At 43.1% G+C, this 24,420-nt stretch carries 16 protein-coding genes; 8 read left to right on the forward strand and 8 right to left on the reverse strand.

Annotated features, from left to right (window positions below; genetic code table 11):
- Positions 1–162: 162 nt before the first annotated feature.
- Positions 163–2,370: a TonB-dependent receptor domain-containing protein gene (locus FTU40_RS02955; protein WP_180039718.1), complete on the reverse strand. Its 2,208-nt coding sequence runs from the start codon at positions 2,368–2,370 to the stop codon at positions 163–165.
- A 265-nt stretch (positions 2,371–2,635) separates the two neighbouring features.
- Between FTU40_RS02955 and tig the strand changes: the two genes are divergently transcribed.
- The 4 genes from tig (at position 2,636) to FTU40_RS02975 (ending at position 6,995) form a co-directional block, all read left to right on the forward strand.
- Positions 2,636–3,967: a trigger factor gene (gene tig / locus FTU40_RS02960; protein WP_005095580.1), complete on the forward strand. Its 1,332-nt coding sequence runs from the start codon at positions 2,636–2,638 to the stop codon at positions 3,965–3,967.
- A 195-nt stretch (positions 3,968–4,162) separates the two neighbouring features.
- Positions 4,163–4,768 carry an ATP-dependent Clp endopeptidase proteolytic subunit ClpP gene (clpP, locus tag FTU40_RS02965; RefSeq protein ID WP_005095582.1) on the forward strand — a complete coding sequence of 202 codons (606 nt, stop codon included), beginning with the start codon at positions 4,163–4,165 and terminating at the stop codon, positions 4,766–4,768.
- A gap of 29 nt (positions 4,769–4,797) precedes the next feature.
- Complete coding sequence (gene clpX, locus FTU40_RS02970; protein ID WP_100329253.1) at positions 4,798–6,108, forward strand: ATP-dependent protease ATP-binding subunit ClpX; 1,311 nt, start codon at positions 4,798–4,800, stop codon at positions 6,106–6,108.
- Positions 6,109–6,278: 170 nt separating this feature from the next.
- Positions 6,279–6,995, forward strand: coding sequence for a DUF2846 domain-containing protein (locus FTU40_RS02975; protein WP_100329252.1), 717 nt, complete (start codon positions 6,279–6,281; stop codon positions 6,993–6,995).
- Positions 6,996–7,421: 426 nt separating this feature from the next.
- Here the strand turns inward: FTU40_RS02975 and FTU40_RS02980 are convergent, their stop codons facing one another.
- A complete protein-coding gene (locus tag FTU40_RS02980; protein ID WP_074384007.1) occupies positions 7,422–8,948 on the reverse strand; it encodes a fumarate hydratase in 1,527 nt (508 codons plus the stop codon).
- Between the two features lie 714 nt (positions 8,949–9,662).
- Here FTU40_RS02980 and FTU40_RS02985 point away from each other — a divergent pair.
- Positions 9,663–9,902: a DUF2171 domain-containing protein gene (locus tag FTU40_RS02985; protein ID WP_005095591.1), complete on the forward strand. Its 240-nt coding sequence runs from the start codon at positions 9,663–9,665 to the stop codon at positions 9,900–9,902.
- Positions 9,903–10,328: 426 nt separating this feature from the next.
- Here the strand turns inward: FTU40_RS02985 and FTU40_RS02990 are convergent, their stop codons facing one another.
- The 4 genes from FTU40_RS02990 to FTU40_RS03005 form a co-directional block, all read right to left on the reverse strand.
- Positions 10,329–10,469 carry a hypothetical protein gene (locus FTU40_RS02990; RefSeq protein ID WP_159138498.1) on the reverse strand — a complete coding sequence of 47 codons (141 nt, stop codon included), beginning with the start codon at positions 10,467–10,469 and terminating at the stop codon, positions 10,329–10,331.
- Positions 10,470–10,696: 227 nt separating this feature from the next.
- Positions 10,697–12,835, reverse strand: a complete 2,139-nt coding sequence (pta, locus tag FTU40_RS02995) for a phosphate acetyltransferase (RefSeq protein WP_180039720.1) — start codon at positions 12,833–12,835, stop codon at positions 10,697–10,699.
- Between the two features lie 54 nt (positions 12,836–12,889).
- The gene (locus FTU40_RS03000; protein WP_005172750.1) at positions 12,890–14,110 is read right to left on the reverse strand and encodes an acetate/propionate family kinase; all 1,221 of its coding nucleotides are present in this window, start codon (positions 14,108–14,110) and stop codon (positions 12,890–12,892) included.
- 450 nt (positions 14,111–14,560) lie between these two features.
- Positions 14,561–15,826 (reverse strand): glutamate-5-semialdehyde dehydrogenase, encoded by a 1,266-nt coding sequence (locus tag FTU40_RS03005; RefSeq protein WP_034609142.1) that lies wholly within the window; start codon positions 15,824–15,826, stop codon positions 14,561–14,563.
- A gap of 322 nt (positions 15,827–16,148) precedes the next feature.
- Here FTU40_RS03005 and FTU40_RS03010 point away from each other — a divergent pair, with 322 nt between their 5' ends.
- A complete protein-coding gene (locus FTU40_RS03010) occupies positions 16,149–17,486 on the forward strand; it encodes an alpha/beta fold hydrolase (RefSeq protein ID WP_005172747.1) in 1,338 nt (445 codons plus the stop codon).
- 24 nt (positions 17,487–17,510) lie between these two features.
- Here the strand turns inward: FTU40_RS03010 and FTU40_RS03015 are convergent, their stop codons facing one another.
- Together FTU40_RS03015 and nagZ are read right to left on the reverse strand one after the other, a co-directional pair.
- A complete protein-coding gene (locus FTU40_RS03015; protein WP_005172745.1) occupies positions 17,511–18,377 on the reverse strand; it encodes a class I SAM-dependent methyltransferase in 867 nt (288 codons plus the stop codon).
- 121 nt (positions 18,378–18,498) lie between these two features.
- Entirely contained in the window at positions 18,499–19,521 is a 1,023-nt protein-coding gene (nagZ, locus tag FTU40_RS03020; protein ID WP_180039722.1) for a beta-N-acetylhexosaminidase, read from the reverse strand.
- Between the two features lie 199 nt (positions 19,522–19,720).
- Here nagZ and FTU40_RS03025 point away from each other — a divergent pair, with 199 nt between their 5' ends.
- Entirely contained in the window at positions 19,721–21,907 is a 2,187-nt protein-coding gene (locus FTU40_RS03025) for a carboxy terminal-processing peptidase (protein ID WP_180039725.1), read from the forward strand.
- Between the two features lie 447 nt (positions 21,908–22,354).
- Positions 22,355–24,205: a bifunctional diguanylate cyclase/phosphodiesterase gene (locus FTU40_RS03030; protein WP_180039727.1), complete on the forward strand. Its 1,851-nt coding sequence runs from the start codon at positions 22,355–22,357 to the stop codon at positions 24,203–24,205.
- Positions 24,206–24,420: the final 215 nt, after the last annotated feature.

A 24,420-nucleotide genomic window follows, 5' to 3' on the forward strand; every position in this document is an offset into this window, starting at 1 on the left:
TTGATTTTAATAAATATTGATAAATAAAGCTGATTGTTAACTTTTTATTGAGAATAATGATGTTTATTAGAAGGGCATGAATTAGCAATGTTTTGGAAAGTATTGATCGCACGATAAGAAAAAAACCCTGCCAGGGCAGGGTTTTTTTAAGAGATGTATTTCTTAGAATTTAAAAGTTGTACTTAACTGAACGCGACGACCTTCTTGGGTATTGCTATATAAGTTATAGGCAGTACCATCAACGATTTCATACTTATTAAAGTCTTTATCGAAAATGTTGTAGAGTGCAACACCAATATCCCAGTTATCATTCACGGCATAATTTGTGCCTAAGTGCATTAAACCATATGCCTCATAGTCACCCAACGTATTATAAACAGTAAGATCATCTCCAGTTAAGTTTGTGGTTTTGAAGCGAGAGCGTTCGGTACGGTATTCACCACGTAACCAAAGATCAGCATTGTCAGCGACATTCCATTTTACAGTTGCATTAAACATATGCTCAGGGGTGTCTTGTAACTTTTTCCCTTTATCTTTACCTTTGGTAACCTCAGTTTCAGTCCAAGTGTAGTTAAAGTTTAATTTCCAATCTTCAGCAAAGCCCCAATTAATACCTAGCTCTGTACCATAAATTTCAACTTCATCAACGTTGTCAGGTCGAGTGATCATAAAAGCACGATCACTGGATTGATTAAGCCACTGCCATGGAGTGCCGAGACCAGTTAAATAGTCTGCACAAGTTTGGTTTACTAAACATTCACCTGGATTGCCACCTGTATTTACCGAAGTATCTGTGATTGCACCTGAAACAATTTTATCTTCAACGGTACTGATAAAACCTGTCAAGTTAATATTTAAGTCATTATTAGGTGTGAAATAAATGCCAAGCTCATAGTTATCGCTAGTTTCAGGTTTTAAATTTTGATTACCAAAAATAGGTTGAGCACCTTGACGTCCAACGTTTACTACACCATTTGTCAACTGTTCTAAACGAGGAGCTTTATAGCCTTCTGAATAACCGCCTTTTAGTGTCCAAGTATCGTTAACATTCCAAACAGCATAAGCACGAGGAGTAATGAAATCACCAAAAGTATCGTGATCATCATAACGCAGACCTAATGTTAAGGCGAAGTTTGGTAAGATATTCCATGTATCTTCTGCAAACAAACCAACTTGAGTAAAGTTAACCTCAGGTTTAGATGAACGTAGGCCATCTGAAATGCTGGCATCCCACCATTGGCCACCTAAGATCAAGTTATGATTTGCTATTGAATTTACAGACAGTTTAGTATCAAAAATAGTATCTTCACTTTCAATTAGTCGCGGGGTTTTAGTAACTAAATCGCCACCTTGCATACGTGATGGAATAAGACGACCAACAGTTTCACTTTCATTACGGGTAATGCTGCTGTCTAAAGTACCAATGTCATTACGCCATTGATGAGCTAGCACATATTTATCACGATTAAATTCCATCTCATTATCATAGCCACCTGCTGGGCCTACAGTACCTAATTGGAAACCGTTGGTATTTTTCGGATTTTCATATGATTGGCGCTGAGACTCTGCATCAATAGATATGTCATGCTTGTCTGTGGGTGTTAATGTTAAACGTGCACCTAGGGTATCAATTTTACCTTCAGATGGATTATTACCTGTACCTAATGTTGTTTGGTCAATATCTCTAGTTACATTCGATTCGTCACGTTCCCAATGTTTTGCGCGAATTTGTAAGCCCAAAAGGTTTTGTACTAAGGGACCAGTTGCATACAAATCGATACTACGTTGGTTACCAAAATCAGAGCTTTTCGGCAAGATTGATCCTTCTAAACCAATCGAACCGGTCCATTCGCTGCTTACTTTTTTAGTAATAATATTTACGACACCTCCCATTGCATCCGAACCATATAAGGTAGATGCCGGGCCACGAATAATTTCGATGCGTTCAATTGCAGACAATGGAGGAATAAAATTATTTTTTGTTTCACCAAAGCCATTCGGTGTAATATCGCCGGTACTGTTTTGACGGCGACCATCAATGAGTACAAGTGTGTACTCAGATGGTAAGCCACGAATGCTAATATCTAGACCGCCTGTTTTACCAGCCGTAGGACTAATATCAATACCTTCTACATCGCTTAAAGCATCTGCTAAAGAAGTAATACGTTTAGTTTTAAAATCTTCTTCTGTTAGAACTGTAATAGATGCTGGAGCATCTTTAATTTTTTGTTCATACCCTGCCGCTGACACAACAATCGTGGAAAGTTGAGTTGTCGGAACAGATGTTGTGCTTGTTGTTTCAGCATGAGCAGCAGCTGTTGTAACCCCAAGAATAGCCACAGCTAAAGGTCGAAGATTAAAATCACGCATAACCAAAATTCCAATATGGAGAGAGTTCAAAGTTTTGTATCAAATTTGAAAGTGAATACTAGTGATAATATTTATCATTTGCAATAAAAATATACAATTCCTTCATTTCAATTTAATCGCCTGAATATTTGAAAAGATGCCAATTCAAGTAAAAAAAGGGTTTAAAAACTGGAACTCGCGCGTATTTTTTGTATATCCTTAAATGTTGTCATATAATGTGGCACATTTTTATAAACCTGTTATAACCTAATATATAGAGGAAGCCATGCAAGTAACTTCTGAAGCGGTTTCGGGCGTTGCCCGTCGTTTAAATGTTTCTGTACCGACGAGCCGTATTAATGAGCAATTTGAAGCTCGTTTAAAACGCACTGCTAAAACTGCGAAGATCAACGGCTTCCGTCCAGGTAAAGTGCCTGTAAACGTAGTTCGTCGTGAATACGGCGCGGGTATCTACCAAGAAGTAGTAAACGATATTATTCGTGACACAGTTTTCGAAGCAATCCAGCAAGAGAAAATCAATGCTGTGGGCATGCCAAACATCGAAAAAACTGAAATGAAAGACGACGCGCTGGTATATACAGCGACTGTTGAAGTTTATCCAGAAGTTGAAGTGAAATTCGAAGGTCTGGAAGTTGAACGTAAAGCAACTGAAGTCAACGATAAAGACGTTGAGAAGATGATCGAAAATCTTCAAAAACAACGTGCTGCTTGGGCTGAAACCAAAGGCATGGCTAAAAAAGACATGCAAGTGACTTTCGATTTTGAAGGTACGGTTGATGGTGAGAAATTTGAAGGCGGCGCTGCTGAAGACTTCAAACTTGTACTCGGTTCTGGCCGTATGATTCCTGGCTTCGAAGACGGCATCGTTGGTATGAAGAAAGGCGAAGAGAAAGTGATTGATGTAACTTTCCCTGAAGATTACCAAGCTGAAAACCTTGCTGGTAAACAAGCTCAATTCAAAATCACTGTGAAGCTTGTTGAAAAACAAAAACTTCCAGAAATTGATGCTGAATTCCTGGAAATCTTCGGTGTGTCTGAAGAAGAAGGCGTTGAGAAGTTGAAAGCTGACGTTCGTAAAAACATGGAACGTGAAGTGAAAAACGGCCTGCGTAACCAGGTAAAAGGTGCGACTTTTGATGCGCTTGTTGCTGCAAACGAAGTTGAACTTCCAGCGGCTATGCTTGCTCAAGAAATTGACCGTCAACGTCAACAAATGATTCAGCAGTTCACTCAACAGTTCGGTGCTCAAGGTGCGCAAGCATTTGATTCAAGCATGCTTCCAGACGAATTGTTCAAAGAACAAGCTGAAAAATCTGTAAAACTTGGTGTATTGGTTAGCCGTGTTTTAGCTGATGCGAAAATCGAAGTAGATGCTGCACGTGTTGAAGCGTATATCCAAGACATGGCGTCTTCTTATGAAGATCCAAACGAAGTGATCGAATACTTCAAAAACGATGCGCAACAACGTCAACAAATCGAAGCTGTTGTACTAGAAGACCAAGTTGTTGATTACATTTTGGCTTCTGCTAAAGTAACTGATGCGACTGTAAGCTATGAAGACTTATTGAAAGAGCAGCAAGCTCGTCAACAAGCTTAATTTTAGCTTTCCATAAAAAAGGCGCTTGATGCGCCTTTTTTTCATATTGATGCCTGAAAAAAGCATTTCTGATTTTCACAAAACTAATGCAAAAAATATGATGGATTTATTGGCGAATTTTTTGCAATTTCAGTGATTATCCCTCATATTGTGATTATGGGTTAGGTCACAAAAAATTTAGGAATAAATAAACGTATGTATGTTCCAACGATTGAAAACGCTTTAGTGCCAATGGTGGTAGAACAATCCTCTCGTGGTGAGCGTTCTTTTGATATTTATTCACGCCTTTTGCGTGAACGTGTAATTTTTATGACGGGCGAAGTTGAAGACAATATGGCGAACCTTATCGTTGCGCAAATGTTGTTTTTAGAGGCTGAAAATCCAGATAAAGATATTCATTTATATATCAACTCGCCAGGTGGTTCAGTGACTGCAGGTATGGCAATTTATGACACCATGCAGTTTATCAAACCTGACGTGGTGACCTATTGTATGGGGCAGGCAGCATCTATGGGTGCCTTCCTGCTCAATGCCGGAACTAAAGGTAAGCGTTACTGCTTAGAAAATGCCCGTGTTATGATTCATCAGCCACTCGGTGGTTTCCGTGGTCAGGCTTCGGATATTGAAATTCATGCCCGTGAAATTCTATTTATTAAAGAACGTTTAAATCGTTTAATGGCTGAACACAGCGGTCAGGAATACGAGAAAGTAGCACGCGATACAGACCGTGATAACTTTATGACTGCTCAGCAAGCGAAAGAATACGGTCTTGTGGACGAAGTTTTAACTAAACGTCCATAAGTTTTAAAGATTCAGATAGTGGAGTAAATATGTCCGAACATCCTCAAGGACAAAAGCATTGTTCATTTTGCGGTAAAACGCAGTCTGAAGTCGGGAAGCTGATTGCAGGCGAGGACGCATACATTTGTAACGAATGTGTGGACGTATGCTTAGATTTGGTTCAAACCAGTCAACAGGTGGAAACCAATGACTGGGCCAATCGTCCTTTGCCGAAACCACAGGAAATCCGTGCGGCCTTGGATCAATATGTCATTGGTCAGGATATCGCAAAAAAGACCTTGTCGGTTGCAGTGTATAACCATTACAAGCGCCTGAAAGTGCAGAATAATGGCAAAAAAGCTGACGATTCAGTTGAACTTTCAAAAAGTAATATCATGCTGGTCGGCCCGACGGGCTCAGGCAAAACCTTGCTTGCACAAACGCTTGCGCGCCTTCTTGATGTACCCTTTGCCATGGCAGATGCAACCACACTGACCGAAGCAGGTTATGTGGGTGAAGATGTAGAAAACATTGTACAGAAGCTTTTGCAAAAAGCCGATTATGATGTCGAGAAAGCACAGAAGGGCATTATCTATATCGACGAGATCGACAAGATTACCCGCAAGTCTGAAAATCCATCGATTACGCGTGATGTATCGGGTGAAGGCGTACAGCAGGCTTTATTGAAAATGATCGAAGGTACGGTTGCTTCGATTCCGCCCCAAGGTGGCCGTAAGCATCCGCAGCAAGAATTCATTCAGATTGATACCTCAAACATCCTGTTTATCTGTGGTGGTGCATTCTCAGGACTTGAGAAAATTGTACAGCAGCGTCAGGAAAAAGGTGGCATCGGCTTTACTGCAGAAGTGCGTAAAAAAGATGAAACCAAGAAGCTGTCTGACTTGTTCCGTCAAGTTGAAGCAACTGACCTGGTAAAATTTGGTTTGATTCCAGAATTTATTGGTCGTTTGCCAGTGATTGCTACTTTGGATGAGTTAGATGAAGAAGCACTGATGCAGATTCTGACTGAGCCGAAGAACGCTTTGACCCGTCAGTACCAACATCTGTTTGATATGGAAGATGTGGATCTGGTCTTTGAAGAATCTGCTCTACGTGCCGTGGCTAAGAAAGCAGTTGAGCGTAATACAGGCGCACGTGGTCTACGTTCGATTCTGGAAAATTCATTGCTGGAAACCATGTATGACTTGCCAAGCCGTAGTGATGTCGGCACTGTGGTCGTCAATGAAGCGGTGATTAAAGGTGAAGCAGAGCCGGAATACCGTGCCGAGCGTCAGCCGCATGATCAGCAAGAGACAGCGACAAAAATAGATTTAAAGGTCGTGAATAGTAAATCTGCTTAATTGCTATTCGTCCGAAACGTGCGAAAACTCCGTGTTTTCGCACGTTTTTTATTTCCAAAAATAAAGCTCGGTGTTAATCTGATTCACTAGGCGTGGATGCCTAAAACTTATAAAAAACAAATCGCAAAGCACTTGCATACAAAAGAATAAAGACGCAGTGAGGGATAAGCATGCGTGGAGTCGCAATTGTACTCATCAGCAGTTTGGCATTGCTGGGGTGTCATGGTAAGAAAGCCGTCGTTGAGCCTACACAGCCACTCAGCACTTTAAAAAATATCGATCTTGAAAAAAAACCGGGCTTCGTCGAGCAGCATCGTATCGGCATGTTCACCATTGGCGGCTGGGTCAATCAAAAGCAGGGCAACCAGTTTCAGACGGTGAAACCGCAGCATGCTGAAGCAGCCATCGTGTATTTATACCGGCCTGATTCCAGATGGAACCGTCAGGAAATTGTTGCTGCCAGCCTGTTTATTAATCAAGAGCATATTCCAAGCTTATTGCATAATCATTATTACTGGATTGAGGTGCCTGCAGGGACCTATCGTTTGAGTACCAGCCGGCCATTAGGCGCGCTACATTTCCAGAAGCCTAAATATCTGGATTTTACTGTCGAAGCGGGACAGTCTTATTTTATTAAATATGATGAAGAAAATATCAGTACACGCCGGAGTATTTCCGGGCCGCTCATGCTGATGCCGGAAAAAGTTGGCCTGAATGAAATTGCTTTTACTCAGCTAAAATCAGACAGTTTTAACTTCGTGGCACAAGATCAGGAAACTGGCCAGATTCGCAAAAAAGCCCAGAAAATTGAACCAACTGCTTATGATCCATCATTAGATGTACAGTTGAAGGCACCTTTTAAACTTTGGGATCCGCGTACTTGGTAATGGAACATTTTCTAGAATAAATATAATAAAAAAGCACCGATAGAGGGTAATGTTGATCAGTTAAGGAGTTTAGAAATAGACTCTTTAATTTTTTAGTCATTCACAGCGGAGTATTAATTTTATAAATCAAATTCTTGTAAATTATTTGTTACTTTGGTTTCGCCCAAATGAGAAGCTTCGCAAGGAAGGCATCTTGCGGAGCAATACTCCTCATCCGCAAAACTCGTCAGCCACCATCGACTAGTAAGTTTGTCGCAGAAACAATCATTTTTAAATCTTGCGGTGCAATACACCTCATGCCTCAAACAGTTGCGGATGACTTTTCTATCTATCAGATATAATCATGAATTTGAAAAAGAAAATGCCAGTCAATTCCTTAACTGACTGGCATTACCGATAGAGGGTGCTTTTTTATTGCAGTCAAAATTAGCCTGCAGCAGCGTCCACGACTGGAATCTTACCAATTTTTGCTTGCCAGATTTTAGGTGCAGTGGCGTGAATAGATGTACCATTCACATCAACTGCGACAGAAACCGGCATATCTTTCACGACAAACTTGTAAATTGCTTCCATACCCAAGTCAGCAAAAGCCACCACTTCAGCTTCACGGATCGCTTTCGATACCAAGTAAGCAGCACCACCGACAGCCATCAGGTAAGTTGCCTGGTTGTCTTTAATGGCTTCAACGGCAGCAGGACCACGGTCTGCTTTACCGATCATGCCGAACATGCCAGTTGCTTCAAGGACTTGACGTGTGAATTTATCCATACGCGTAGCCGTTGTTGGACCAGCAGGACCAACCACTTCATCACCGACTGGATCGACTGGACCGACGTAGTAGATAAACTTACCTTTCAGATCAACCGGAAGTTCTTCGCCATTGTTCAGCATGTCGACCATACGTTTATGTGCAGCGTCGCGACCAGTATAAATCGTACCGTTTAGAAGTAATGTATCACCTGGTTTCCAAGCATTCATTTCTTCTTGAGTAATTGTATCGAGGTCAACACGTTTAGAAGATGAAGAATCCCAAGTGACTTCAGGATAGTCTTCAAGTTTTGGTGCGATGATGTTGGCAACACCCGTACCATCAAGTGTGAAGTGTGCATGACGAGTCGCAGCACAGTTCGGGATCATACCGACTGGCTTACCCGCAGCATGACATGGATAATCTTTGATTTTAATATCAAGAACAGTGGTTAAACCGCCAAGACCTTGTGCGCCAATACCCAAAGCATTCACTTTTTCGAAGATTTCGATACGAAGTTCTTCAAGTTTAGATTGTGGACCACGACGAAGTAATTCGTCCATGTTGATCTCTTCCATCAATGCTTCTTTGGCAAGCATCATGGCTTTTTCAGCAGTACCACCGATCCCAATCCCTAGCATACCTGGTGGACACCAGCCTGCACCCATCGTTGGAACAGTTTTCAGTACCCAATCTACGATTGAATCAGATGGGTTCAACATTGCGAGTTTAGATTTATTTTCTGAACCGCCACCTTTGGCTGCTACAGTGATATCTACTTTATTACCAGGCACAAGCTTGTGGTAAATCACGGCAGGAGTGTTGTCTTTGGTATTCTTACGACCAAAAGCAGGATCGGCCAGAACTGATGCACGAAGCACGTTGGAGTTTTCTAAATAACCCTGACGTACGCCTTCATTGATTGCATCATCCAGGCCCATGGTTAAATCGAATTTAACATCCATGCCCACTTCAACAAATACGTTGACGATACCGGTATCTTGACAGATTGGGCGGTGGCCTTCTGCACACATGCGTGAATTAATTAAGATTTGCGCGATCGCATCTTTAGCAGCTTTGTTCTCTTCACGATCATACGCACGGCTCATCGCTTGGATAAAGTCTTGTGGGTGATAGTAAGAAATGAACTGAAGCGCATCTTTAACCGATGTGATCAAGTCATCTTGCTTGATAATAGTTGTCATACAAATATCTCTTGAGCGGGCTGATAGCTAGCGGGCTAAATTATAAGACAAAAGAATCGGGTTGTGGGCATTTTGGGCGAGCATTGGCCGAAAGTTTATAGTTTAAGCAATCTGAAGGACGACTTTAGCAGCTCAGCGGGTCAAATATGACAGTAATCGGTCATATTTAGTGTCATATTTCAGACTAAAAATAGTCATATTTATTATTATTTTTTATTAAGTATTTGAATTTTAACTGTTATTTAAAAATTAATAAAAAACCGGATTGTCATATAACTGTCATAAAACTTTTACATAATGCAGCTATTGAAACGGGAGATCTTAACAATGGTTACAGGTATTTTAATGGCGAGTGGTTTTTGTGTATATATCGCTGCAACTTGGATGTATGGTCAGAAAGAAGATCAAGCCTAAGCTTCATCTTCTTTTTTTATTTTCAGGCATTAAATAATTAACCTTTCTTCACATCTTCACATCTTCACATCTTCACATCTTCACATCTTCACATCTTCACATCTTTAAATCCAATTCATCAAGCTATAAAAATATCTGAATACTCAACTTCAAAAAGCATTTTTGTTATGTAGTGGGTTAAATCGTGCTAAGCGTTTACATTCTTAACCCTTCAAAACCCAAAGCCTGAAAACCCTTACACATGTGGCGTTTTTTATTACTTAGACTGTTCCTCTCAACTTCTAGAAACAGGCAAGTAGAATGAACAATTTTAATGCAAGTGATATTAAAGAACATGCTTCAGTCATTGCTTCATGTGGTACTCAAGTCGGGAAGGTAGACCATTTAGAAGGTCAGGATTCAATTAAATTAACAAGAAGTGATGATGAAAATAATGAGCATCATCTGATTCCCTTGAGTTGGGTAAGCGAAATCAAAGACGATAGCGTAGTGCTCAATAAAACAGCAGAAGATGTGCGTAAAGAGTGGACCACCTTATAAAAAATTAAAGTCAGTGGACTGAAAAGCAGGGCTGTCTCAGCTTAATTTTTTATGTCACAGACTTTATTAGTAATCGTTGAAAATGCCAGTTCGAAAGACTGGCATTTATTATGCGTAGTTGATTCTTTTTTATTTGGTTTTGCATTCTGCCAGAAATGGATTTTGAGCCTGTATAATGATTTTATCTGAAAATTCCCCTTCATATTCAAAACCATTTTGTATGATTTTTAGCGTTTGAAAACCACATTTTTCCTAGGCACGACTTCCACCTCAATTATGTCCAAAGACTTTTGAGTTGTAATGGCTTAAAGAAAAACTCTTTGACCAACTTGAGCGCTTCACTGCCACAGCCTTGAGCTGTCCAAGTGATTGTTGAGATTGCAATACAAAATTCAGCATGTTGAGCACAAGATTGATTTCTAGAATTCAAAGTTTACCGATCATTTCATCATGATGGTTTAAACAAATCGCAAAGTCATAACGGGTTGGATCAGCCAAACAGCGCTGACTATGTGCCTGCATATCTTCAAGTGTAAAATGCCATTTCAAGCCGGTCATATAACGCATTTCATCGATTTGCGTGAGCGCTAAAAATGTGAGTAGATTTTCAACTTTCAGTAAGTGTAAGTAGATGCGGTTCCATTTAAGATCAGTGTTGATGTGATGCTCTTTGAGAGCATTTTTTATTTTTAGAAAAGTAATCGACAGATTATAGAATGTCCGACTTTAGAACAAAAATGATTAAAAAAACCACCCCATCTTGCGAGAGGGTGGTGAGTGCGGAGCTATTAAATTTATTGAGCCTGCTGTTCTGCCTGAATCGCGGTTAAGGCGATGGTAAATACAATATCATCGACCAAAGCACCACGAGACAGGTCGTTCACCGGTTTGTTCAAACCTTGCAACATTGGCCCGACACTGACTACATTGGCAGCACGTTGCACAGCTTTATAAGTCGTATTACCCGTATTTAAATCCGGGAAAATAAAGACATTGGCACGTCCGGCCACTTGTGAATCTGGTGCTTTTTGACGGCCAACACTTTCAACCGAGGCAGCATCATATTGTAATGGCCCATCAATTAGCAGGTCAGGACGACGTTCTTTGGCAATTCGTGTTGCTTCAGCCACTTTCTCGACATCGGCACCCATACCTGAAGTTCCGGTAGAGTAAGAAATCATGGCAATCCGCGGGTCAATGCCAAAGGCTTTGGCAGAATCTGCTGATTGAATCGCAATCTCGGCCAGCTGCTCTGCATCTGGATCAGGATTAATCGCACAGTCGCCATAAACATAGACTTCATCTGGCAGCAGCATAAAGAACACAGAAGAAACCAATGAATAATCCGGTGCAGTCTTGATCAGCTGAAAGGCAGGACGTACGGTATTGGCCGTGGTATGTACCGCGCCAGAGACCAGACCATCAACCTGATCCAGCGCCAGCATCATGGTGCCGAGCACCACAGTGTCTTGCAGCTGTTCACGCGCTTGCAGTTCGTTGAGTTTGCCTTTACGTAGCTCGACCATCTTGTCGATATAGTTATCACGAATCAGATCCGGATCCAAAATTTCCAGATCTTCAGGCAATTCGATACCACGAGCTTTTGCCACTTCTAAAACAGATTCGGGATTGGCCAATAAAATACATTGTGCAATGCCACGCGACTGACAGATTGCTGCAGCTTGTATCGTACGTGGTTCATCACCTTCAGGTAATACAATACGTTTTTTGGCCACAATCGATTTTTGTACCAGTTCATGCCGGAAGGCTGAAGGCGAGAGACGTGGCTTATAAGAACCATTCAACATCTGACCGAGCCATTCCGGATTGATGTGACTCGAAACAAAGCGCGTGACCTGATCTGCACGTTCCGTATCATCTACTGGAATTTCATTGCTGAGATTTACCAGTTTTTGTGCGGTTTCAAAGGTACTAAGCGGTGTATGTAAAATTGGTAAACCTTGTTTGATGGCGGTCTGGCAAAATTCCAGTACGTGATCATTTGGTTGATGATGTTCAGTTAGCACCAAGCCAGCCAAAGGAATACCATTGCTGCTGGCCAGACTGCTGGCCAATAACACATCAATCCGGTCAGATGCACTGATGATCAATTCACCCGCTACAAATTTATGCAATTCATGTTCAATATTGGCCGAAATCAGGCTGCTGTGCTGGACACGGCGCTGTTTCGCTTCGCCTTCATTAATCCAGTAGGCCTGAATATGTGCCGCCAGATCAGATATACGCGGCACACTTAAAGTTTTACTGAAAGGCACCAGTCCAATTACAGGTAACTTTTCTGAACCAATATGTGGATGGGTTTGCTGGATGGCACGAATAAATTGTGTGGTTTCTTCTGCAAGACGTAAATCCGGATCAAGCGTTACAGGAATCTGTGCAGATTCTTCAGGCAGACCTTTGGTTCGCATCAACAGGATGCCAGACAGGCGGGTTGAACTGGCGCCACCAAAGTTGCGAATCTGGTTTTCAACTTTATCGGCAGTCTGACCTGGCTGCTGGATATTGGCATTGCTGACCACAATCACTTTGGCATCCAAGGCCTGCGCCAGCGAGGCATTCAGATCATCGGCAAAACTGTCCTGAGCATTTGGCAATAGACCTTCGACAATAATCAGGTCATGCTGTCTGGCAATTTGACGATGCAGACGTACCGCTTCTTCCAGCAGTTCATCCTGTTCACCCAGATTAATCTGCTGCAAGACTTTGCTATAACGGATTGGTTCAACAGTTTCACTTTGAGAAATATGACGATACAAAGCCGTAGTACGGTCTTCGACTTCATTCAATTCCTGAGCAAAAGGTTTGAGAAAGCCAGCTTTAACCCCTTGGCATTCCAGTGCATAAATCAGGCCTAAACATGCAGAAGTTAAGCCTACGCCTTCCCCAGTGGGAACCAATAGAATCGTTTTCATAAGTTACGTCAGTCACACAATAATAAAAATCAGTTAAAAAGTGGCCCTGCTTGCTTATGCAAGCGCTACCTCAGCTTCAGACTTTTTTGCGTTTTTTTGCTCCACTTCAAGTTCTACAACGCTATGTACTTCTTGAGCGATACGACCTTCTTCGTCTGTTGGCACTACCCAGATTTGTGGACCTGTACCTGAATCGATACGGCCTTCAGTGCCACGTTTCAGGTCATTATTGGCACTTTTATCCAGGTTGAAGCCGAAGTGGGGCAGATAAGTCATGGTTTTTTCACGGATATAGGCAGAATTTTCGCCAATACCGCCAGTGAAGAACAAGCCATCAATACGTGGCAGACCACAGCTCAATGCTGCCAGAGATTTGGCTAGACGGTAGCAGAATACTTCAATCGCCAATGCAGCATCTTCATTGCCTTGTTCCGATGCTTCAATCAGGGTACGCATGTCATTCGACAAATCAGACAGACCCAATAGACCGCTCTGGCTATTCAGCATCTTGTCAATTTTATAGATATCCCAACCCAGGTTCTTTGCCAGGAAGCTGTGCAGGCTTGGGTCGACATCGCCACTGCGGGTGCCCATGACAATACCTTCAAGCGGGGTTAAGCCCATTGACGTATCTACACTTTTCCCATTCCACACGGCACAGGTCGAGCTGCCATTACCGAGATGTGCTGTTAACCAGCCGCCTTGTTTCAGGCTACCTGCCAGTTCAGAACCACGGTCTGAAACATAAGCATGGCTGGTGCCGTGGAAACCATAACGACGCACACCATGGGCTGTATATAAGAATTTTGGCAGGGCATAGCGATATGCATGTGCTGGCATGCTTTGATGGAATGCGGTATCAAATACTGCTATTTGCGGTAAGTCTGGGAACAAGCGTTTGGTGGCTTCAATGCCAATCAGATGTGCCGGATTGTGTAAGGGCGCAAGTGGCGTTGCTTCACGAATCTTTTCAATAATTTCATCATTGATCAATTCTGCTTTGGTCAGGCTGCCACCATGTACCACACGGTGACCAATCGCATCTGGGCGATAGTTAGCCAGACGCTCCAAACCAACTTCAAGGGCTTTTTTATGGTCGGCAAAAGGAATATGGATATCGACTGGTTCGTTACCGACAGTCACGCCTTTGATACGAGCATTTTCTGTGCCTAAGTTCTCAGCTAAACCATGAATACGGAAGTTCTGTTCCTCAAGAAGTAATGCAAACTTGATTGAAGAAGAGCCACAATTAATAACTAATACTGATTTAGACACGATTGATTACCCGATTTTTAATTAAAATTCTCGTCCATTGACTTGATCCAGTGATCAGCAAAAAAGCACTAAGCTGAATCAATATTGATGTTTTAACATTTGTTTTTTTTCTGTCCTAGATAGACTTTAGCAGATTAGACTTAAGCATTATCGACCAGACTGACAATAATAACTAAAATTTATCAGTTCATAGTTTTCATTTATAAATAAAATGATGCTGAAAATATAGTCAATAAAGCTGCCGAATTCTATTTTCAATGTCGTACTGGAACAGATTGCTTTCAGTTTAGTGCCTAAAACAGCAAATATGACTTATACATACAATTCTATACAGAGATTCATCAATAAAATGACCCAAAGGTTCTGATCCATTTCGGTTTTAATTTTTTATATCCATAAAAAATCAGCCTTGCGAACAAAGCTGATTTTTAAAGTGATCAGCTGAAATAGTTATTGGCGAATCTGACCATCACCAAATACGATCCATTTTTGTGAGGTCAGGCCTTCAAGACCAACCGGACCACGGGCATGAATTTTATCGGTTGAAATTCCGATTTCCGCGCCTAAGCCATATTCAAAACCATCAGCAAAGCGGGTCGAGGCATTGATCATCACCGAACTCGAATCGACACCGGCCAAAAACTCGCGTGCCAGACTGTAATTTTCAGTAATGATCGAATCGGTATGATGTGAGCCATACTGATTAATATGTTCAATCGCTTCTTCTATGCCAGAAACCACTTTGATGGCCAGAATTGGGCCCAGATATTCGGTATACCAGTCTTCTTCAGTGGCCGCAATCACTGCATCAGCAAGAATGCGCTGGGTTTCTTTGCAACCACGGAGCTCTACTTTTTTCTCCTGATAAAGTTCTGCGATGCGGGGCAAGAACTCTTCAGCGACTTTTTCATCGACTAGCAAAGTTTCCATGGCATTACACACGCCATAGCGATGGGTTTTGGCATTTAAAGCAATGGGTAAGGCTTTTAACAGATCCGCCTGTGCTTCCACATAGATATGGCAATTACCATCCAAATGTTTGATCACCGGGACACGAGCTTCTTCAGTAATGCGCTCGATCAGGCTCTTGCCGCCACGAGGTACAATCACATCGACATATTCGGTCATGGTAATGAGCTGGCCGACTGCAGCACGATCAACGGTATTGATCACTTGTACTGCTGATTCTGGCAGGCCGGAAATTTTCAGCGCATGTTGAATTGCCGCGGCAATCGCCTGATTGGATTCCAGTGCTTCTGAACCGCCACGTAAAATAATCGCATTGCCTGATTTCAGCGCCAGTGAAGCCGCTTCCAGGGTCACGTTGGGACGTGATTCATAAATCATGCCGACCACACCCAAAGGTACACGCATCTTGCCCAGTTGAATGCCAGATGGGCGATAAGCCATATCGCTAATTTCACCAATCGGATCTTTCAGGCCAATCACATCTTTCAGGCCTTCTAACATACCTTTAAAGCGTGCGGGGTTGAGTTCTAAGCGATCAAGCAGGGCACTGTCCAGATTGTTATTATGCGCTTTGGTCATATCTTTCTGGTTGGCAGCCAAAATCGCCGGCTGGCTATTTTCCAAAGCCGTATAAATAGCCGATAGTGCGTTGTTTTTGGTTTGGGTGGACGCACGAGCCAAAATGCGAGAAGCCTGGCGTGCCTGCTGTCCTACTGTTTGCATATATTGTTCAATAGACTCTTGCATAGCGCTTTGATCACTTAGAAATTTCACTTCGATATTAACAGTCTGCTGCCGGACAATGAAGCCCATCTGTTAAAAATCATCCGTTTTCGCGGACTTCTAAACATTTTGAAATTGTTTTCTGTTTAAAAGCAGATAAGTGGTCGCTGAAGCGGTTGCTTGTGAAAAGCCGCTCTGTATAGAATGAAATAAGCGACATTGAAGTCATATATAATTATTAAAGAGCAGGATGCGTGTTCAGGCTCATCGGAATGTGTCTGAAGCATAAGATCTGTTAATCATGACTTGCACAATAAAAATAAGGCAAGGACGGAGGAAAAGGAAAATGAATTCCATTATCCACATGGATGCCCATGTATTGGATTCGCAAAGCCATTATGGTTTTTTTGATCTTTATGATAAGCACAGTTTTAAGCAGCCAGCACGAAGCACCTGGATGGATGGCTGGAAAATCGAATATATGGCGATTGCCCGTCCGGATACCTTGCATCTCAGGCCGATGGTGATCATTGGGGGCGCCTTCCAGAATTTTAATTCCTATAAATATTGTGTCGAACAGCTCTTCGCTGCCGGCCCGATCATTCTGATTGACTTGCCTTCGATGGGAGCCAACCAGCAGATCAGCAATGTGGATACTGGTCTGTCGGCTGGAACTCTGGAGCTTGAAGACCTTGCTGCCATGCTGGGGCAATGGCTGGAGCAGATGCAACTTCCTCAAGTTTCAATTTTAGGCATGTCCTTAGGCTCAGTAGTCGCCTCCTGTCTGGCAGACCAGCGCCCTGAACTGGTGGATCGGATGATCCTGATGGGCGTAATGCAGAAAACCCGCAAAAGCTGGCGCATGCTATTGGAAGAATCCTTGCATCTGATGAAAGAACAGCGCATGGATGAATTTGGTCAGGCGGTCATTTTATATCTGGTCAATCATGCCCGTCTCAAAGAAACCCGCATGTCACCAACAGCAAAGCGCTTATTCTTCAAGCAGATGTCAGAATTCACGGTGACCGAACAAGAGCGTTATGATATTAACTGCAACCGTCTATTGCGTCTGACCCACGTGCCGATTCCACAGTGCAAGGTTCTGGTGGCCTGTGGTCAATATGACAGTTTTACCTTGCCACATGAGAATGCCAATTTTGCCCTGCAATGTCCAAATATGCAGTATGTACAAATTGCCGGTGCTGACCATGTGCCTCAGTTGCAGCGCAGGAAAGAAACTATGCATCTGTTTGCCACCTTCTTGCGTGATGAAGCAGTCGAGCAGTTGCCGGGAATTATTCCGTTTAGCCGTGAACAGATGCAGCAGATTGAACGGCGCGGTGAAGAACGGATTTGTGTGCAACAGCCACAACGTTATTTGAGTCATCGTCATTCGGATCTGCTGTTGAATGTAGAAATTATCGACATGAATTTCTTTGGAGTATTGCTGGAGTTAGACGCAGGACAGACAGAGTGTGCCGCAGCTTATCCGCGTGATCTGGCCTTGCATCTGGAAGATGAAAACGGCGAGTTCAAGATCGAATGTCTGATCTTTGAACAGGATGAGACTCAAGTGCGGGCCCTGTTTAAACATGGCAGTTTTGAAGTGGCAGAACGTTTATTGGCTTTTGTGCAACAACAGAAAATCCTTCAGCAAGAAGACGCTTTCGATGCAGTGATTTAATCGGGGCTTAATAAAAAAACAGCGTCATTTAACGCTGTTTTTTTTCACTGCATGAATCATCCAGACCAGATCACCGAGATGTTCATCCTGCTCCGGTGTCAGATTTTGCTGACGAGGCTCGGCAAAATAACGTTGCGGTTGTTGTACCTCAACCTGATTGAAACCGGCATCTTGAAAAAAGTGCTGTAATTCTTGGGGGGTTTTAAAATGAAAGGTAAATGCACTGCGTGACATGAATTTAAGCAGACGGCTACAGCTCCAAATAAAATTCGCCAATTTATTTTTGACGGGTTCTGGGTAAATGTCGCTAAGGTAATGCAAGGCTGGAAAATGTCGTGCATTCTCTGCAATACCTTGCAACAGAATACGCAACATGCGTTGATCAAAGTAATTAATCAGCCCCTCATTAATTACCACCAAAGGTTGGTCGGGATCAAACATCTGAAAGATACAGTCCAACTCTTCACTAAAAATATCTGCAGTGAGCACTTCGGGAGCCTGCTGATCAATCTGCTGCAAGGCTTGGGTCTTGATTCTGGCCATGTCGGGAAGATCCAGTTCGCGATAATCAATCTCGGGAAATTTTTGTCTGAAATTCCAGCTACGTGGAGACAAACCGCAGGCAATTTCAAGAATCTGAAGTTGTGGATGTTGCTCGATCAACTGACACAGATGTTCATCAATCATCTGATGGCGCTGCTTGAGTGTGGTACGCATACTGCCACCCACAGAGCGTTCTGCCCATACTTCGAGTGGATGTAGCAGTGTGGCCAGAAACTTGCCTTTAGTCGTGGCAAAAACCGGATGTGAGATCCCCATTTGATACCAGATATAGCCGGTATAATGTGCTGTAAAAGAAATATGGCGATGCTGCGAAAGTGATTTTGGCATAGGGTTCTGACCTTATTGTTATTTTAGTTGGGTGCTACAGAAGTAGCGCCTTTTTAACATCATAATAAAAAAGGAACACTTTGTCGTGTTCCTTTATCATATTGATTGGATTTAAAAAGTTTCAGCTAGTCTGCTGCTTGAATACCAGTATTTCATCACGAATCTTGCGCCATTCATCACCCAGATCCAGTTCAGTGCCAATTTGAATCGCTGGAATTTGACCGCGCATACGTTCTAAACGTTCCTGATTTGGCAACGGCAGGTCGGCAATGCCTTCCAGTGCAATACATTGTGCTGCACGATCATTACAGACCAGACCCATATCACACCCGGCTTTCAGTGCGGCCTGAATTCGGGCATCGGCACCGCCTGCCACACAGGCGGCCTGCATGCTTAAATCATCCGAGAACAGAACGCCGTCAAAACCGAGTTGCTGGCGCAAGACTTTCTGAATCCAGAATTCCGAGAATCCGGCCGGGTTTGGATCGACCTGACTATAGATGACATGAGCCGGCATTAAAGCATCGAGTTGCGGCTGTAACTGGATAAAGGTCTGCATGTCTTTTTGCTGGATTTCTGCATAGGAGCGCGTATCAATTGCTGCAGCAACATGTGAGTCCGCTTTAACAGAGCCATGTCCGGGGAAATGTTTACCGGTTGAGGCCATGCCGGCACGTTTCATACCTTTTAGAAATGCGCTGGCGAGTGGAATAATATCCTGAATATTTTGGGCAAAGCTACGATCACCGATCACATCACTGATGTCATTCAGGTCCAGTACCGGTGCAAAGCTGAAATCAATCCCGACAGCCAGTACTTCAATCGCCATCAGCCAGCCGCATTTTTCGGCCAAATCTAAAGCACGCTGCGAATCATGAGCATACAGTTCGCCAAATTTCCCCATCGCAGGGAGCAGGGTAAAGCCCTGTCTTAAGCGCTGCACACGTCCACCTTCCTGATCGACTGCAATCAAAATATCAGGACGAATCTGGCGCATGTGATCGGTTAAGGCACGGACTTGAGCCGCAGATTCGATGTTACGTCCAAATAAAATGACTCCACCGACTTGCGGCGCACCGAATAGTTCAATATCTTCTTGAGTCAGGGTTGTGCCTGCGATGTCGAGCATCAATGCGCCAATCATATGCGGAATCCGTTTTAGAATTTTTCCGGGAAACAATACCTGATTTCTGCAATGATTTGCTACACTTTGTTAGCACAGAATATGATAAAACTACACGACATAAACATATTAAGTTGTTTAAGATGCTGAATACTTTAAATTCTGGTCGAAAAGCAACACGGTCACATTGGTCTCTAGGCCAAGGAAGTACGAATTATTTATGAAATTTCAAACGATAGCTTGCGCCGTTGCGATTGCGACAGGTGGCTTCTTTTTTACCCATGTCGTGAATGATGCGATTGCAGCCAATAGTGCAGAAGTGGTCAGCAAAGCCATTCAGCCATCTCAAGAACAGGCGTTGGTATCACGTCAACTGGCGACGCTGGTGGACCGTCAGCACTATTTGAATATGCGTCTGGATGCCCAGACTTCGCAGCGTATTTTCGATTTCTATATCGATAGTCTGGATCCGGAACATAGCTTATTTCTGGCACCAGAAGTTGAAAATTACAAGAAACGTTATGGGGCCAATTTCGGTGCTCACCTGAAAGCTGGCAATTTGTCGGGTTCTTATGAAATCCATGCGCAATATCGTCAGCGCCTGACTCAGTTCTATACTTATATGCTGGATGAGCTGAAAAAACCACAGAACCTGAATCAGCCAAATGTCTATATCGAAACGGATCGTGAAAAAGCACCATTCTTTAAAACTGAGGCTGAACAGCGCGCGCACTGGTCAAAAATGCTGGTGTCCCAGCTGATCAATCTGACCATCAGTAAAGAAGAAGAACAGGCCAAACAGAAAGCACTGAAGGCCAATCCAGAACTGGCCAATGGACAAGACCTTACCGGTCCTGAAGATCTGACGCCTGCACAAACCTTGACCAAGCGTTATACCCGTCAGCTGGAACGTGTCAGCCGGATCAAGAGTGATGATGTGCTCGACAAGACCTTGAATGCGATGATGCTGACCTATGATCCGCATAGTAATTATTTCCCGCCTGTAGATGCGATGGAGCTGAATCGTCAGACCACTTTGCAGCTCGAAGGGGTTGGGGTCTCGATTCGTCCTGAACGTGGCAATGAAGATTACACCAAGATTGAAACCATTGTCGAAGGTGGTCCTGCGAGTAAATCCGGTCAGGTGAAATCGGGTGATCGTATCATTGGTGTAGCCCAGGATGGCGAACAGATGGTCGATGTGATTGGCTGGCCAAGCAATGAAATTGTCGGTCTGATTCGCGGCAAGCGTGGCACTAAAGTCACTCTACGTTTACTCGGTGCAGGCGCGACCATGGGGCAGGCACGTAACGTGACCATTACCCGTGATGTGATTCAGGAAGAAGATGCCGGTGTGCGTACGCGTGTCGTCGACATTCAGCGCGATGGCAAGAAATATCAATATGGTGTGATTGAAATCCCGTCGTTCTACCTGAACTATCGTGCACGTCGTGCCGGTACAGATTATCGTTCAGTCTCTGAAGATACCAATAAGGCTTTAAAAGAACTGGCGGCCAAAAATGTTGCCGGGATTATTGTCGATTTGCGTAATAACCCAGGTGGCTCACTAGAAGAAGTGGCACGTATGTTGGGGCAGGTGATTAAATCTGGCCCAGTGGTGCAGATTCGTGATGGTAATGGCAATGTTAGCGTCTTTGAAGATGATGATGGCGGTACACAAACCTATGCGGGTCCTTTGGCAGTAATGATTAATCTGGCCTCTGCATCGGCCAGCGAAATTTACTCCGCAGCGATTCAGGATTATGAACGCGGGATTGTGATCGGCAGTACCACCACTGGTAAGGGTACGGCGCAGGTGCAACTGGATAGCTTGGCCCATGGTCAGGCGACACTGACACAGCGTAAATTCTACCGGGTGACTGGTGGTAGTACCCAGAATAAAGGGGTTGTGCCAGACATTAAACTGGTCGATATTTATAACGAAGAGTTTGGTGAGCGTAAGGCTAAAAATGCCTTGCAGTGGGATACCATTCCAACCGCACCGTTTAAACGTGAAGGTGCAGTACAGAAATATGTACCTGAATTAGCTAAACTTTCTCAGCAACGGGTCGTGCTGGATTCTCAGTTCAAGTATCTGGAACAGCGTAAGGCGGTGATGAAAAAAGCCGAGGAAGAAAAGCGTCAGGTACTGGACTTGCAACAGCGTAAAGCAGAGTTGATTGCCATGGAGCAAAAAACGCTGGAGGCAGAAAATACCCGTCGTATGGCTACAGGTCTTAAACCTTATCCGAACTGGGAAACTTATCAGGCTTCAATGGATGCACTGATTGAAACCCGTGCCAAAATGAAAGCCAAAGAGCGTCCGGCGCTTCCTGAAGAAGAAGCCTTTGTGATCGAAGCTGCACATGTGTTGCTGGATTATGCCAAGTTACAGGCCAAACAGTAACTTTTAAGCATGTCCATTTAAGTATCTAAGGATCTAAAAAAATAGCCTGTTTCGACAGGCTATTTTTTTATGATATCCGGCTATTTAAAAATCAGAATAAATTTTTCACATGAATTGCTAGCTGTCTAAATAAAAAGAAAAAAATTGTGACGGTGGTCGAATAAATAAACTGGAAAAATAGATTTAAACATTTGCTAAAATTTTCAAGACTCATAAGATAGAAGTCATATTTTATGCTGATGCTCATCATGATTTCAGAATCTGTTCTCGACACTGAATTAAAGAAATATAAATTCTAATTTTATTTAAAACCAGAGGCTTTGCACAGCGACACATGTGCATTGCTTGTCAACTTTACGATTCTGACGGCTTTAAACTTGACCAGGTGGAAATAGAAATACACGTGAGGGGAATAATAACAATGATGACCAATACGGAACATTTTATATGATCCCTATTCAGCATGATATCAGTCTGGTCATCGGATCAACTCTCTTTGCTTTCGTCGCTGGCTATTTTTTGATGCCGATTCAAAAAATATGGTGGCGTGAGTCGCGAAGAAAATTTGCAACACTCATGCTATTTGCAACGGCCGCATTACTGGGGCTGTTGATCTGGTCGATCCATTTCATTGGGATGACAGCAATTCATTTAAGTCATGCCTATCATTTTGATTTCAGCTGGATGTTGCTCTCTTATTTGAGTGTCTTTACGGCTTCTATTTTTACCCTCTGCTTAATGATCCAAAGCATCTGGTCATTTTCCCGAGTGGCTCTCGCGATCGTGGTGATGAGTCTCGGGGTCTCAGCCATGCACTATACAAGTAGTCTTAGGGCCAACTTTGAGAGAACAGAGATTACGCCAATCACAGAATCTTCACATGCGACTTATGATCTGTTGTTCGCGGTTGTGTTAATCAGTGCTCTGTTACTGATTGCCATGATTCGTCTGGTTCTCTCAGAATTGCGTCTGGCATCTCTGAATCGCCAACTGCGATGGGCCAATAAAGAGCTCGAAAATCAAAATATCCAGGATAATCTCACCAAATTACCCAACCGTTTATACCTGGCTGAATACGCAGATATCTTGTTTTCCAAGCAACAACATCAGCAGGAAATTGCCTTTTTATATATTGATCTGGATCGTTTTAAGGCGGTGAATGATGTGTTTGGTCATCAGGTCGGAGACCAGTTGCTGATTCAACTGACTGCGCGTATTCATCAGTTATGGGGTGACCGTTCCAAGCTGCTTAGAATTGGTGGCGATGAGTTCCTGATGGTGCTGGAAAACACGTCCGTCAGCAAAGCTTCAGAAATGTCAGAGCAGATTCTAAATCTGATTCAGGACAGCTTCCTGATTGATGGCAAAACCATTAATATTTCGGGCAGTATCGGAATCGCGATGTATCCGGAGCATGGCAAAAATCTGCAAGATTTACTGGTAAATGCCGATGCTGCAATGCTCAGTTCTAAATATCAGGGCCGCAATACCTATTCAGTCTTTAATTTTTCTTCTGATCAGCATGAATCCAAGAGCCAGAGCAAGCTGATTAATGATCTGTATAAAGCAGTTGAAGATCAGCAATTTGTACTGTTTTATCAGCCTAAATTTACCAGTGAACGAAAAATTTGTGGGGTAGAAGCCCTGATTCGCTGGCAGCATCCATTACATGGGTTGCTGGGTCCCAATATGTTTATTCATGGCGCTGAGAAAACTGGGCTTATTATTCAGATGGGCTATTGGGCACTGGAGCAGGCTTGCAAACAGATCCAACTCTGGGAAAAAAATAATACTGACTTTTTCCCGATTGCCGTGAATTTGTCTGCGGTGCAGTTTGAGCATAAGCATCTATTAGCTAATCTGCAAAACCTGTTTAAACGCTATAAGATCAATCCGCAGCACTTGATGATCGAGATTACTGAATCGACCGCCATGCATTATATCGATGCCAGTATTCGTACCCTTGAACAATTACGTAATATCGGTATCCAGCTGGCGATTGATGATTTTGGAACCGGACATTCCAGCTTCTTATATCTAAAAAATCTGCCCGTGGATGAACTGAAAATTGATAAAGAGTTTATTCAGGATCTTAGCGTCGGCTCTAAAGAAGAAATGATTCTGGAAAGCATTATTCGGCTGGCGATTAAACTGGGTTTAAAAGTGACCGCTGAAGGCGTAGAAACCACGCTGCAAGCAGATATTTTGACTCGACTCGGTTGTCAGCAATTACAAGGTTATTTGCTGGCAAAGCCGATGCCAGTCGAGTCATTGGCAACACAGGATTTTCTGTCTTAATTTGAATTTTTATACGCTACTAATGCGGTATTAAAGAGTACGGTGGACCTATATTTAGCGTTATTCAGCAGGCCAGTTGAATGACACAAACTCCCATATTTAAGCTTCATAACCGTATTATTTCCGACTCAATCTGGGCTGAAAAATCCAGCAGTCAGCAAGTGTAGATCTTATAAATACTGTCATTTCCTTCAGCCGTGGGCATACTTATTGGC

The organism is Acinetobacter sp. YH12100, from assembly GCF_013419135.1.
Classification (GTDB): domain Bacteria; phylum Pseudomonadota; class Gammaproteobacteria; order Pseudomonadales; family Moraxellaceae; genus Acinetobacter; species Acinetobacter pseudolwoffii.

What these genes read in the sequence shown, in the direction of transcription:
- FTU40_RS02955 (WP_180039718.1), bottom strand. Translation starts at nt 2,370, where the DNA reads ATGCGTGATTTTAATCTTCGACCTTTAGCTGTGGCTATTCTTGGGGTT.
- tig (WP_005095580.1), top strand. Translation starts at nt 2,636, where the DNA reads ATGCAAGTAACTTCTGAAGCGGTTTCGGGCGTTGCCCGTCGTTTAAAT.
- clpP (WP_005095582.1), top strand. Translation starts at nt 4,163, where the DNA reads ATGTATGTTCCAACGATTGAAAACGCTTTAGTGCCAATGGTGGTAGAA.
- clpX (WP_100329253.1), top strand. Translation starts at nt 4,798, where the DNA reads ATGTCCGAACATCCTCAAGGACAAAAGCATTGTTCATTTTGCGGTAAA.
- FTU40_RS02975 (WP_100329252.1), top strand. Translation starts at nt 6,279, where the DNA reads ATGCGTGGAGTCGCAATTGTACTCATCAGCAGTTTGGCATTGCTGGGG.
- FTU40_RS02980 (WP_074384007.1), bottom strand. Translation starts at nt 8,948, where the DNA reads ATGACAACTATTATCAAGCAAGATGACTTGATCACATCGGTTAAAGAT.
- FTU40_RS02985 (WP_005095591.1), top strand. Translation starts at nt 9,663, where the DNA reads ATGAACAATTTTAATGCAAGTGATATTAAAGAACATGCTTCAGTCATT.
- FTU40_RS02990 (WP_159138498.1), bottom strand. Translation starts at nt 10,469, where the DNA reads ATGCGTTATATGACCGGCTTGAAATGGCATTTTACACTTGAAGATATG.
- pta (WP_180039720.1), bottom strand. Translation starts at nt 12,835, where the DNA reads ATGAAAACGATTCTATTGGTTCCCACTGGGGAAGGCGTAGGCTTAACT.
- FTU40_RS03005 (WP_034609142.1), bottom strand. Translation starts at nt 15,826, where the DNA reads ATGCAAGAGTCTATTGAACAATATATGCAAACAGTAGGACAGCAGGCA.
- FTU40_RS03010 (WP_005172747.1), top strand. Translation starts at nt 16,149, where the DNA reads ATGAATTCCATTATCCACATGGATGCCCATGTATTGGATTCGCAAAGC.
- FTU40_RS03015 (WP_005172745.1), bottom strand. Translation starts at nt 18,377, where the DNA reads ATGCCAAAATCACTTTCGCAGCATCGCCATATTTCTTTTACAGCACAT.
- nagZ (WP_180039722.1), bottom strand. Translation starts at nt 19,521, where the DNA reads ATGATTGGCGCATTGATGCTCGACATCGCAGGCACAACCCTGACTCAA.
- FTU40_RS03025 (WP_180039725.1), top strand. Translation starts at nt 19,721, where the DNA reads ATGAAATTTCAAACGATAGCTTGCGCCGTTGCGATTGCGACAGGTGGC.
- FTU40_RS03030 (WP_180039727.1), top strand. Translation starts at nt 22,355, where the DNA reads ATGATCCCTATTCAGCATGATATCAGTCTGGTCATCGGATCAACTCTC.